Genomic DNA, 12,559 nt, shown 5'->3' on the forward strand with positions numbered 1-12,559 from the left:
CGGGAATTCCCGGTGAGGCGCAATGTTGCGGGGGCTTGATCCCCGGCGGCATAGGTTGCTGGAAAGAGAAAACCCCCGCACGTTGTTCGGTATAAACCTGGCAACAAAACGGGGGCTAACTTGAACCTGAACAACTCAGAATAGCCGTGAACAGTTGCCATTGCAACACAGGCGGCTATATGACGCTCGCACAGTTAGGCGTGGCCTTCTGGCACGATTTAGCGGCTCCGATCATCGCTGGCATTATTGCCAGCCTGATTGTGAGCTGGCTGCGTAACAGGAAGTAATGCACCTTGCGGGCGTCTGTCTGCCGTGATGGCAACATGCGCCCGAACCAGGCCGCAGGGGGTAACCTTGCGGCCTTTTTCGGCTTAAATGCAGATAAATCTCGTCGCCAGGTGCCTATCCTGTCGGGATAATGCATGCTGGGAAGTTTTCAGATACCGCCTCTCTTAATACCGCTACGATCGGGTATACTCTGACGGCAGTTTCGTCTATCCGTGGAGAGTCAGTTTGCGTGTCAGTCGCTCGTTAACAATTAAGCAGATGGCAATGGTTGCGGCCGTTGTCATGGTGTTTGTGTTTATTTTTTGCACCGTTTTGTTGTTCCATCTGGTCCAGCAGAATCGCTACAACACGGCTACGCAACTGGAAAGTATCGCTCGCTCCGTCCGTGAGCCTCTGTCGGGCACGATCCTGAAAGGGGATATTCCCGAAGCAGAAGCTATTTTAAGAAGTATTCGACCAGCAGGCGTGGTCAGCCGCGCCGATGTGGTGCTTCCCAATCAGTTTCAGGCGCTGCGGATGAGCTTTATTCCTGAACGCCCGGTTCCGGTTACGGTGACTCGCCTGTTTGAACTTCCGGTACAAATTTCGCTGCCGGTCTATTCTCTTGAGCGTTCAGCGAATCCGCAACCGCTGGCGTATCTGGTGCTACAGGCGGATTCGTACCGTATGTACAAGTTCGTGATGAGTACGCTCTCAACGTTAGTGACCATTTACTTACTTCTCTCGTTAATACTCACGGTAGCCATCTCATGGTGTATTAACAGATTGATTTTGCATCCATTACGTAAAATAGCGCGTGAGCTGAACGACATTCCCCAGCAGGATCTGATTGGCTATCAGCTGGCATTGCCGCGTCTGCATCAGGACGACGAGATTGGCCTGCTGGTGCGTAGCTACAACCTCAATCAGCAACTGATTCAGCGCCGCAGTGAAGAGCAAAGCGACCATTCAATGCGGTTCCCGGTTTCTGAGCTGCCCAACAAGTCGTTTCTGATGGCGCTGCTGGAGCAGGTTGTGAACCGCCAGCAGACAACGGCGTTGATGATTGTCACCTGCGAAACCCTGCGTGATACCGCGGGTGTGTTATCCGAGACCCAGCGGGAAATCCTGCTGCTTACGCTGGTTGAAAAGCTGAAGTCAGTATTGGCCCCCAGAATGGTGCTTACCCAGGTGAGCGGCTATGACTTTGCCATCATCGCACATGGTGTGAAAGAACCCTGGCACGCTATTACGCTAGGTCAGCAAGTGCTCACTATCGTTAACGAGCGATTACCGATTCAGGGCATTCAACTACGTCCAACCTGTAACATTGGGGTGGCGATGTTTAATGGCGATTTGACCGCAGAACAGCTTTACCACCGCGCACTCTCAGCCGTGTTAACGTCGCGTCACAAGGGTAAAAACCGGATTCAGTTCTTTGACCCGTTGCAGATGGAAGAGGCGCAACAGCGTTTGACGGAAGAGAACGATATTCTTACCGCGCTGGATAACCATCAGTTTGCGCTCTGGATGCAGCCGCAGGTGGAGATGTCCAGCGGTAAGGTATTGAGCGCAGAAGCATTATTGCGAATGCAGCAGCCAGACGGAAGCTGGGAGCTGCCAGAAGGGTTAATCGACAGGATTGAGTCCTGTGGCCTGATGGTGACGGTCGGTTACTGGGTGCTGGAGGAGACATGCCGCCAGCTGTCAGCCTGGCAGGAACGCGGCCTGATGCTGCCGCTCTCGGTGAACCTGTCTGCACTACAGCTGATGCATCCGAGTATGGTGTCGGATCTGCTGGAATTGCTAAACCGCTATCGCATCAAGCCTGGGACGTTGATTCTGGAAGTGACCGAAAGCCGGCATATTGATGATCCTAACGCCGCTGTGGCTATTTTACGCCCGCTGCGCAACGCGGGCGTGCGTATCGCGCTGGACGATTTTGGTATGGGCTATGCGGGTCTGCGGCAGCTGCAGCACATGAAGTCGCTCCCGGTGGATGTACTCAAAATCGATAAGATGTTTGTCGATGGCGTCCCTGAAGATTGCAGCATGATCTCCGCCATCATCCAGTTAGCACATAGCCTCAATTTGCAGATGATCGCTGAGGGCGTCGAAACCGAAGCGCAACGCGAATGGTTATCACAAGCGGGGGTAGAAGTGGCACAAGGGTTCCTGTTTGCCCGGCCGGCTCCGGCGAATATCTTCGAAGAACGTTATCTGACGCCGAAAAACGCTGATTACAAAAGTTAAAAAAGGTCTCGCTTGTGCGAGCCAGCTCAAAATTTTTAACATTTCTGTATCAATTATGATCCAGGCGCATTTCTGTCATGTTGTGTGGGTGTTACTTTAAGGCCGCAGGTTAAACAAAACCTTACAAGACCTGTGGTTTTTACTTTAAGGACACCCTATGAAAACCTCTATATTCAAAAGCCTTTACTTTCAGGTCCTGACAGCAATTGCCATAGGTATTCTCCTTGGCCATTACTACCCTGAATTAGGCGCCCAAATGAAGCCACTTGGTGATGCTTTCGTTAAGCTCATCAAAATGGTCATCGCACCTGTCATCTTCTGTACTGTCGTGACCGGCATTGCAGGCATGGAAAGTATGAAAGCCGTAGGCCGCACCGGTGCGGTTGCACTGCTTTATTTTGAAATTGTTAGTACGATTGCGCTGATCATCGGCCTTATCATCGTCAACGTGGTGCAACCCGGTGCCGGTATGAACGTCGATCCGGCGACGCTGGATGCCAAAGCGGTTGCGATTTACGCCGAACAGGCAAAAGACCAGGGGATCGTAGGCTTCCTGATGGATATTATCCCGGGTAGCGTCATTGGCGCGTTCGCCAGTGGCAACATCCTGCAGGTATTGCTGTTTGCGGTCATGTTTGGTTTTGCGCTGCATCGTTTAGGTAGCAAAGGCCAGATGATTTTCAACGTGATTGAAAGCTTCTCGCAGGTTATTTTTGGCATCATCAACATGATCATGCGCCTGGCGCCGATCGGTGCTTTCGGTGCCATGGCCTTTACTATCGGTAAATATGGCGTCGGGACGCTGGTGCAGTTGGGTCAGTTGATCATCTGTTTCTACATTACCTGTATTCTGTTTGTGGTTGTGGTGTTGGGCTCGATTGCGCGCGCAACCGGCTTCAGCATTTTCAAATTCATCCGTTATATCCGTGAAGAACTGCTGATCGTTCTGGGCACCTCTTCTTCCGAGTCCGCGCTGCCGCGTATGCTCGATAAGATGGAAAAACTGGGCTGTCGCAAGTCGGTTGTCGGGTTGGTTATACCTACGGGCTACTCGTTTAACCTTGATGGGACATCAATCTATCTGACGATGGCGGCGGTGTTTATCGCTCAGGCCACCAACAGCCATATGGATATCTTCCATCAGATAACTCTGCTGGTGGTGCTCCTGCTCTCTTCAAAAGGTGCTGCGGGTGTGACCGGGAGTGGCTTCATTGTTCTGGCCGCGACTATCTCCGCTGTGGGCCATTTGCCGGTTGCTGGTCTGGCGCTGATTCTCGGTATTGACCGCTTTATGTCTGAAGCCCGTGCGCTGACTAACCTGGTCGGTAACGGTGTGGCAACTGTTGTAGTAGCGAAATGGGTGAAAGAACTGGACCATAAAAAGCTGGATGATGTGCTGAATAATCGTGCGCCGGATGGCAAAACGCACGAAATATCCTCTTAATCTCTCCACTTATGCCCGTAGTCCCTTCCAGGACTGCGGGCGTTTGCGCATAATTAACCCCTGTGCCTGAAACCGCCGATTCGGCGGCGTCGGGATTTTTTCACTTCCTCCGTGACATTTTTATGTTCTTGCGGTCTAACACGAAGTGTTTTTAACGTCATATTCAGAGAGTCCTCTCGCGGGCTGTCTTTTTATTTCCAGGATAGTTGATCAGGGGTTCACATGCAGGGCACAAAAATTCGACTTTTAGCGGGCGGCTTGCTGATGATGGCCACTGCCGGCTATGTGCAGGCAGATGCGCTCCAGCCTGACCCGGCGTGGCAACAGGGCACGCTGGCAAATGGGTTACAGTGGCAAGTTTTAGCCACTCCCCAGCGCCCCAGCGACCGTATTGAGGTTCGCCTGCTGGTCAATACCGGTTCACTCACCGAAAGTACACAACAGAGTGGTTTCAGCCATGCGATCCCGCGTATCGCGCTGACGCAAAGCGGTGGCCTCGATGCTACGCAAGCCCGTTCTCTGTGGCAGCAGGGGTTCGATCCCAGTCGTCCCATGCCGCCCGTTATCGTTTCCTATGATTCCACGCTGTATAACCTCAGTCTGCCTAACAGCCGCAACGATCTGCTGAAGGAGTCACTTTCTTATCTGGCGAATATTTCCGGTAATCTGAGCATCACCCCTGAATCGGTCAATCATGCGCTGAGTAGCGAAGATATGGTTGCAACCTGGCCGTCAGATACCAAAGAGGGATGGTGGCGCTATCGTCTGAAGGGATCGACTCTGCTGGGTCACGATCCTGCCGATCCGCTGAAAACGCCTGTTGATGCGACGAAAATCCAGTCCTTCTACCAGAAATGGTATACCCCGGATGCGATGACGCTGATTATCGTCGGTAACGTAGATGCGCGCAGCGTGGCTGATCAAATCAATAAAACCTTTGGCGAATTAAAAGGTAAACGCGAAACGCCTGCGCCGGTACCCACGCTCTCTCCGCTGCGTGCAGAGGCCGTAAGCATAATGACCGATGCGGTACGTCAGGATCGCCTGTCTATTATGTGGGATACGCCGTGGCAGCCGATCCGTGAATCTGCCGCGCTGTTACGTTACTGGCGCGCTGATTTAGCCCGTGAAGCGTTGTTCTGGCACATTCAGCAGGAGCTCACCAAAAACAATGCCAAAGACATTGGCCTTGGCTTTGACTGTCGGGTGTTGTTCCTGCGCGCGCAATGTGCCATCAACGTTGAATCACCGAACGGTAAGCTGAACGCGAACCTCAGCACGGTTGCGCGTGAGCTGGCCAAAGTGCGCGATAAGGGGCTGCCGGAAGAAGAGTTTAATGCGCTGGTGGCGCAAAAGAATCTGGAACTGCAGAAGCTGTTTGCCACCTATGGTCGCACCGATACCGATATTTTGATCAGCCAGCGTTTGCGCTCGCTGCAAAACCAGGTCGTGGATATTGCGCCTGAACAGTATCAGCGTTTACGCCAAAGCTTCCTGAACAACCTGAGTGTTGAGATGCTGAATCAGGACCTGCGTCAGCAACTGTCGCAAGATATGGCGTTAATTCTGTTGCAGCCGAAGGGTGAACCTGAATTCAATATGAAGGATCTGCAGGCGACGTGGGATAGCATTATGGCGCCGGTTACCGCCGCGGCAACGTCGGTAGAAACGGATGAATCACATCCTGAAGTGACGGACATCCCGCCAGTGCAATAAGGGAATCGTGACCTGCAGGCCGGACGCGACGTTAACGTCTAATCCGGCCTGCCAGAACGCCAGATTATTGCGGCATGGCGTCGCGAGGAATAATCGCCCCACGATGCTGAATAACGGTGCTTGCCGTCAGGTGCCCACGTTTTGCGGCATCAGCGGCATCGCCACCGGTCAGACGTACCGCCAGATACCCGGCGCTGAAGGAGTCTCCCGCAGCGGTCGTATCGATAACCTTCTCTTTCGATAGTTTTACGGCCGGAACGTCGATGAGTTCTTCGCCTGCGATGGAAACCAGGCAAGAGTCAGCACCGCGTTTCACAACCACTTCCTGTACGCCAGCCACGTGAGTACGGGCAATCACCTCGGCAACCGGTTTTTCACCCCACAGCGCGTCTTCATCATCCAGCGTCAGGAACGCGATATCGGTGCATTCCAGCATTTGCTGATACACCTGCTGGGTCTCTTCTTTACTGCTCCACAGACGTGGGCGGTAGTTATTGTCAAAAATGACCTTTCCACCGTTGGCACGGCATTCTTGCAGCAGCGACAGCAGCTTGTCACGACTTGCCGGGCTTAAAATAGCCAGGCTGATTCCGCTCAGATACAGATAGTCAAATGTCGCCAGTTCTTCGCAAATAGCGGCGGACTGTTCGCTCTCAAGCCAGAATTTAGCAGCGGCTTCATTACGCCAGTAATAGAAGGTGCGCTCGCCGGTGCTATCGGTTTCAATGTAATAAAGGCCCGGCAGGCGGTTTTCCATGCGTTGGGTTAATGAGGTATCCACATTTTCGCTCTGCCAGGATTCCAGCATTTGTTGGCTAAAACTGTCGGTACCCAGCGCAGTCACATAGTGTACGGAAAGTGCCGCAGCATCGACCTGACGGGCGATATAAACGGATGTATTCAACGTGTCGCCACCGAATCCGCGCTGAACGTCAGCGCCTTTCTGTGACAGCTCAATCATGCATTCGCCAATCACGGCAATCTTTCTGGACATAGTCGTAACCTGCTCTGAAAAAAATTAGCGTTAGTGTGCGCTGTGGGTGTTAAGTGGTCAACTATATTAAAACATCGTTCCATTATTTTTTTGAGCCAGCACGTGTTCTGCGTCGTTTTTTGCCGCTTAGTTTCTATTTTGCGTAGGGCTGAACGTAAAGTTCTTCGCCTGAGCGCCGATAACCTTTGACGAGTCCGGTCAGTCACACTCTTATTTACAGGACATCTCAGATGATAAAGCAGGTTACCCAGCAGCTAATTACGCTCGATGCGAGTATTGAAAACTTGCAGGAGAGACGCTATTGGCTGCAGTGCGAGCGTGCTTACACCTACCAGCCGATTTATCAGACCAACGGACGGCTGATGGCCGTTGAGCTGCTGACCGTCGTGAGCCATCCTGAAAACCCCTCCCAACGTATCGCGCCAGACCGCTATTTCGCCGAAGTGGCCGTACGACATCGTGTAGATGTGGTGAAAGAGCAGCTCGTACAGCTTGAACAAAAAGGGGCGTTTTTCAAAGCCCACGATCTGCTGGCATCCGTGAATGTCGACGGGCCAACGCTGATTGCAATGCGCCAGGATCCCGAAATCCTGAAAATCATCGAATGTCTGCCGTGGCTGCGCTTTGAACTGGTGGAACATATCCGCTTGCCGAAGGGTTCGTCGTTCGCCTCAATGTGCGAGTTTGGCCCGCTCTGGCTAGATGATTTTGGCACCGGAATGGCAAACTTCTCGGCTCTGAGCGAAGTGAGTTACGACTATATCAAAGTGGCGCGGGATCTGTTTGTCATGCTGCGCCAGACGCCGGAGGGCCGCAATCTCTTTACGCTCCTGTTACAGCTAATGAACCGCTATTGCCGCGGTGTGATTGTCGAAGGCGTTGAAACGCTGGAAGAGTGGCGTGATGTGCAAAACTCACCGGCTTTCGCTGCGCAAGGCTATTTTCTCTCTCGTCCAGTGCCTCTGGATACCCTAGAAGACGTAATTCTGTCGCTTTGATAAGGATGTAGAACGCCTCCTTTTCCTCTGCTGGACTATCTTTAGGACAGGCAAGGAAGAAAGTAAGGAGGTTAAACATGACGAGAACAGGCAAAATAACCACTTCAGTAATAGGGGTTTTCTTGTTGTTGATCGTCGTACTCATCATCGTGATTGCGACATTTGACTGGAACCGGCTCAAACCGACCATCAACCAGAAAGTCTCTACAGAACTCAACCGGCCCTTCGCCATACGGGGTGACCTGGGCGTGGTTTGGGAACGCCAAAAACAGGAAACCGGCTGGCGTAGCTGGGTTCCGTGGCCGCATGTTCATGCTGAGGATATCATCCTCGGCAACCCACCGGACATTCCTGACGTCACCATGGTGCATCTCCCGCGCGTTGAAGCCACGCTCGCCCCACTGGCATTGCTGACAAAAACCGTCTGGCTCCCGTGGATCAAGCTGGTAAAACCCGATGCGCGGCTTATCCGCCTGTCGGAGAAAAACAATAACTGGACCTTTAACCTGGCAGGGGATGAAAACCGCGATCCCAATGCGCCGCCATCAGCCTGGTCTTTCCGGCTGGATAACATTCTGTTCGACCAAGGGCGCATCGCCATTAACGATAAGGTGACGAAGTCAGAGATTGAGATCCTGGTCGATCCGCTGGGTAAGCCGTTGCCCTTTAGCGAAGTGACTGGCGCAAAAAGTAAAGAGAGCAACGCCCACATTGAGGACTACGTGTTTGGTCTGAAAGCGCAAGGCCGATATAACGGGGAACCGCTAAGCGGTAGCGGGAAGATAGGCGGAATGCTGGCACTGCGCGGTGAAGGAACTCCTTTCCCGATTCAGGCTGATTTCCGTTCGGGTAATACGCGTGTGGCGTTTATGGGTACGATAAACGATCCGATGAATATGGGCGGGGCGGATCTGCGGCTTAAATTCTCGGGAGATTCGCTAGGGGATTTGTACGATTTGACCGGCGTGCTGCTCCCGGATACGCCGCCGTTTGAAACCGACGGACATCTGGTCGCGAAAATTGACCCGGAAAAATCCTCTGTTTTTGATTACCGCGATTTTAATGGCCGAATTGGCGATAGCGATATTCACGGAACGCTGGCCTATACCACCGGCAAGCCGCGCCCAATGCTGAAAGGGGATGTTGAGTCACGCCAACTAAGGCTGGCTGATTTGGGGCCGCTGATCGGTGTGGATTCAGGCAAAGGGGCGGAGCGGGCCAAACAATCTGAACAGCGCAAAGGTGAGAAGAGCGTCCAGCCCGCGGACAGGGTCTTGCCGTATGACCGTTTTGAAACCGACAAATGGAACGTGATGGACGCTGACGTACGTTTCAAAGGACGGCGTATTGAGCACGGCAGCAGTCTGCCAATCAGCGATCTCTCCACCCATATCATCCTGAAAAATGCCGACCTGCGCCTGCAGCCGCTGAAATTTGGCCTCGCGGGAGGCAGCATTGTCTCCAGCATCCATCTGGAAGGGGATAAAAAGCCGATGCGGGGGCAGGCGGACATCCAGGCTCGCCGCCTGAAGTTAAAAGCGCTGATGCCGGATGTGGAGCTGATGCAGAAAACGCTCGGTGAAATGAACGGTGACGCCAGGTTTAGCGGGAGCGGAAACTCGGTAGCGGCGCTGCTTGGTAACAGCAATGGCAACCTGAAGCTGCTGATGAACGACGGTTTGATCAGCCGGAATCTGATGGAAATTGTTGGCTTGAATCTGGGCAACTATCTTGTTGGACAGATATTTGGTGATGACGAGGTGCGGGTGAACTGCGCGGCGGCGAATCTGGATATTGTTAACGGCGTAGCCCGCCCGCAGATTTTTGCCTTCGACACGGAAAACGCGGTCATTAATGTCACTGGTACGGCGAGTTTTGCGTCGGAGCAACTGGATTTAACCATCGATCCGGAGAGCAAAGGCATTCGTATTATTACCCTGCGTTCGCCGCTGTATGTTCGCGGCACCTTTAAGAATCCGCAGGCCGGTGTGAAGGCCGGGCCGCTGATTGCGCGCGGTGCGGTTGCTGCCGCGCTGGCAACGTTAGTGACGCCCGCGGCGGCCTTGCTGGCGCTGATTTCACCTTCTGAAGGAGACGCTAATCAATGCCGGACCATTTTGTCGCAAATGAAGAAGTGATTTTTGCCGTTGTCGGATGGTGCTAACGCGTCTCCGGCCTACATACATTTCATGCTCAACGTAGGCCGGAGACGGTGGTTACAGCCAAAGAATCACAATGACTGATGGCGGGTTTCGTGGGTTAACAGCAGCGCAATCAGCGTTAGCGCCGCCATTGATGCCAGATACGTACCTACCGCCGCCAGGCCGTAATTCGCCTGCAGCCATGCGGCAATGTAAGGGGCAACGGAAGCACCAAGAATCGACGAAACGTTGTACGAGAACGACGCCCCCGTGTAGCGCACTTCGGTTGGGAACAGCTCCGGCAGTAGCGCGCCCATCGGACCAAATGTCAAACCCATCAGGCTCAAACCAAGCAACAGGAAGGCGAACACCAGCACCGGATTGCCAGAGCCGAGCAGCGGTTTAAAGGCAAACAGCGCAAACAGAATAATAAGCGTGGTGATGATGAGCATGCTCTTGCGACGACCAAACGCATCGGCCAGCAGGCCCGCCACCGGCACCATGACGCCAAAGCCAATAACCGCCATCATCAGCATCCACAACACTTCATTACGCGGCAGGCCAAGCCCTACAGGCGCCGCGGCGGTGCTGAACGTCATGGAATAGACGGTCATGATATAGAACAGCGTATAGGTCGCCAGCATGATGAACGTGCCGAGGATCGTCACGCGGACATGTTTTGTCAGCAGGGTACCCAGCGGGATTTTCACCTGTTTTTTCGCCGCAGCCACTTTGGCAAAGACCGGGGATTCATGCAGCGAAACGCGAACGTACAGACCGATAATCACCAGCACCGCAGAGAAGATGAACGGTACGCGCCAGCCCCAGCTCATAAACTGCTCGTCGGTCAGCAGCCAGGAGAGCAGCAGGAAAGTGCCGTTGGCGAAGAAGAAGCCGATAGGTGCGCCCAACTGCGGGAATGATCCGTACAGCGCGCGTTTACGCGGCGGTGCGTTTTCCGTCGCCAGTAACGCCGCGCCGCCCCATTCACCGCCCAGTCCTAAACCCTGACCAAAACGCGCCAGCGCCAGCAGCAGCGGGGCGAAAATACCGATAGTTTCATAGCCCGGCAGCAGGCCAATGACAACCGTCGAGATCCCCATAGTGAGCAGTGAGGCAACCAGCGTGACTTTACGCCCTACGCGATCGCCAAAATGCCCGAACACAGCAGAACCGATAGGCCGTGCCACAAAGGCGATAGCAAAGGTGGCGAGGGACTGCAGCGTTGCCGCGGTCGGATCCCCCTGCGGGAAGAAGATATGGGGGAACACGATCACCGCGGCGGTGGCGTAGATATAGAAGTCGAAGAACTCAATGGCAGTGCCAATGAGTGAGGCGACGACGACTTTATTGCGCGAGTTGACCGGGGTGTGTTCCTGTTCGTTGTCGAGCGTTGTGGCTGTTGCTTGCATAATATTTTCTTATTTTTGGTCGAACGAAAGGTCATATTACGCACAGCAAAAGAGACATTTCAATCTGTAACAAACCTTGCGATTGGTCAAAAACAGAGCAAAAAGGGGATAATTTTTAGGCTGGAGATTTCACTTCCATGAAATGCTTCACATAATTTAAAACTTGGATGATAAAACTGGTTTTGGGTTAAACAAAAGTTACGGGCTGGATTTTAATTCTGATAATGCGCAGAATTTCGACGTAAGCATTGGGTTGGCCGGATAAGCGCAGCGTTATCCGGCAGTAAACAAAGATTAGCGGTGGGTTTTCCCCGGCATACGCGGGTCGTCTTTGTACTCCGCTGTGGCAATCCAGGCAGCGCAAAACAGAGTCAGACGGGCGAAGAAGTAGAAGAACGCCATCAAGCCAAGTACGGAACCAAACGCCGCGCCTGACGGCGATTGCACCAGTGATGGCAGCGTGTACGTCATGATCATTTTGATGACTTCAAACCCCAGTGCTGCGATAAACGTGCCGCGAATGAGCGCTTTTTTGCGCGGTCGGTGACGCGGCAGCCGCCAGAAAATCCAGAAGAACAGCAAGTAGTTGGCGAAAATAGAGATGGTCAGGCCGATCAGCCGCCAGGCGGGCTTCAGCCATTCGATGCCGTCGAGATACAGCGCAGAGATAATCATCTGCTGGGCGGAACCGGCGATGGAGGTAATGGACAGCGTAACAATCAGCGCAATCAGTAAGCCAATCAATGAGACAAAATCACGCAGATATTTGACCCAAATTTTTTCCTGATCCTGTGGGGTCCGCTCCCAGACATCCCGCGACTGGGCACGAATAGCTTCGCGCAGGTTTCCCATCCAGTTAATTCCGGAATAGAGCGCGATGGCAAGACCCACCAGACCGACGGTGGTGCGTTGCTGAACGGCGGTATTGATGGTGTTTTTCAGCGTGGAGGCGAGCGTCGGATCGCTGACGTTGAGCAGGATTTTGCTGAAGATATCCTGCAACAGCGTAGGGTGCGAAGCGAGAATAAAACCCGCGGCGGCAAACGACACCATCAGGATAGGGATCATCGACAGAAATGAGAAGTAGGTAATGGCGGCGCCAAACTGATTTCCCATACGATCGTTAAATCTCTCCGCGGCGCGAATCAGATGGGCAATCATGGGCTGGCGTTGAATTTTATCAGCGAAGGTTAGGGCGGTTTTCAGCGCCTGGTTGGTCTTACCGTTGGTTTCTGTATTTTTACGCTCCAGGGTCTCAATTTTTGGGATTGGTGCGTGCTCAAGTTCCTGAATGGGGCGTTTAATCTCTTTTTCCTGCGTCATCAGGGCAGTAA

Annotated in this window: 9 protein-coding genes; 6 read left to right on the top strand and 3 right to left on the bottom strand. The window is 53.2% G+C overall.

Translation table 11 applies throughout. The features are described from left to right. Nucleotides 1–179: 179 nt before the first annotated feature. The 4 genes from HV302_RS01060 (at nt 180) to HV302_RS01075 (ending at nt 5,680) form a co-directional block, all read left to right on the top strand. The gene (locus HV302_RS01060; protein ID WP_016154898.1) at nt 180–287 is read left to right on the top strand and encodes a type I toxin-antitoxin system toxin Ldr family protein; all 108 of its coding nucleotides are present in this window, start codon (nt 180–182) and stop codon (nt 285–287) included. A gap of 226 nt (nt 288–513) precedes the next feature. Beyond that, nucleotides 514–2,520, top strand: coding sequence for a biofilm formation regulator HmsP (gene hmsP / locus HV302_RS01065; protein WP_181626814.1), 2,007 nt, complete (start codon nt 514–516; stop codon nt 2,518–2,520). Nucleotides 2,521–2,677: 157 nt separating this feature from the next. Further along, nucleotides 2,678–3,964: a C4-dicarboxylate transporter DctC gene (gene dctA, locus HV302_RS01070; RefSeq protein ID WP_003023301.1), complete on the top strand. Its 1,287-nt coding sequence runs from the start codon at nt 2,678–2,680 to the stop codon at nt 3,962–3,964. Nucleotides 3,965–4,186: 222 nt separating this feature from the next. Further along, nucleotides 4,187–5,680, top strand: coding sequence for a M16 family metallopeptidase (locus tag HV302_RS01075; protein WP_016157710.1), 1,494 nt, complete (start codon nt 4,187–4,189; stop codon nt 5,678–5,680). A 64-nt stretch (nt 5,681–5,744) separates the two neighbouring features. Here HV302_RS01075 and HV302_RS01080 read toward each other — a convergent pair whose 3' ends face one another. Further along, a complete protein-coding gene (locus HV302_RS01080) occupies nt 5,745–6,674 on the bottom strand; it encodes a sugar kinase (protein ID WP_181626815.1) in 930 nt (309 codons plus the stop codon). Nucleotides 6,675–6,904: 230 nt separating this feature from the next. On the opposite strand from HV302_RS01080, the gene pdeH reads away from it, so the two are divergent. Both pdeH and HV302_RS01090 read left to right on the top strand, forming a co-directional pair. Continuing rightward, on the top strand, nt 6,905–7,672 hold the full coding sequence (gene pdeH / locus HV302_RS01085; protein ID WP_016157708.1) for a cyclic-guanylate-specific phosphodiesterase: 768 nt from the start codon (nt 6,905–6,907) through the stop codon (nt 7,670–7,672). Between the two features lie 77 nt (nt 7,673–7,749). Beyond that, nucleotides 7,750–9,810, top strand: a complete 2,061-nt coding sequence (locus HV302_RS01090) for an AsmA family protein (RefSeq protein WP_181626816.1) — start codon at nt 7,750–7,752, stop codon at nt 9,808–9,810. Between the two features lie 92 nt (nt 9,811–9,902). Here HV302_RS01090 and HV302_RS01095 read toward each other — a convergent pair whose 3' ends face one another. Further along, nucleotides 9,903–11,225, bottom strand: a complete 1,323-nt coding sequence (locus HV302_RS01095) for an MFS transporter (protein WP_003023312.1) — start codon at nt 11,223–11,225, stop codon at nt 9,903–9,905. A gap of 294 nt (nt 11,226–11,519) precedes the next feature. Continuing rightward, nucleotides 11,520–12,548: an inner membrane protein YhjD gene (yhjD, locus tag HV302_RS01100; RefSeq protein ID WP_016154892.1), complete on the bottom strand. Its 1,029-nt coding sequence runs from the start codon at nt 12,546–12,548 to the stop codon at nt 11,520–11,522. Nucleotides 12,549–12,559: the final 11 nt, after the last annotated feature.

The organism is Citrobacter sp. RHBSTW-00859, from assembly GCF_013729795.1.
In the GTDB taxonomy this organism is placed as follows: domain Bacteria; phylum Pseudomonadota; class Gammaproteobacteria; order Enterobacterales; family Enterobacteriaceae; genus Citrobacter; species Citrobacter braakii.

Excerpts from the sequence above, each read along its gene's own strand:
- HV302_RS01060 (WP_016154898.1), top strand. The coding sequence starts at position 180 with ATGACGCTCGCACAGTTAGGCGTGGCCTTCTGGCACGATTTAGCGGCT.
- dctA (WP_003023301.1), top strand. The coding sequence starts at position 2,678 with ATGAAAACCTCTATATTCAAAAGCCTTTACTTTCAGGTCCTGACAGCA.
- HV302_RS01075 (WP_016157710.1), top strand. The coding sequence starts at position 4,187 with ATGCAGGGCACAAAAATTCGACTTTTAGCGGGCGGCTTGCTGATGATG.
- HV302_RS01080 (WP_181626815.1), bottom strand. The coding sequence starts at position 6,674 with ATGTCCAGAAAGATTGCCGTGATTGGCGAATGCATGATTGAGCTGTCA.
- pdeH (WP_016157708.1), top strand. The coding sequence starts at position 6,905 with ATGATAAAGCAGGTTACCCAGCAGCTAATTACGCTCGATGCGAGTATT.
- HV302_RS01090 (WP_181626816.1), top strand. The coding sequence starts at position 7,750 with ATGACGAGAACAGGCAAAATAACCACTTCAGTAATAGGGGTTTTCTTG.
- HV302_RS01095 (WP_003023312.1), bottom strand. The coding sequence starts at position 11,225 with ATGCAAGCAACAGCCACAACGCTCGACAACGAACAGGAACACACCCCG.
- yhjD (WP_016154892.1), bottom strand. The coding sequence starts at position 12,548 with ATGACGCAGGAAAAAGAGATTAAACGCCCCATTCAGGAACTTGAGCAC.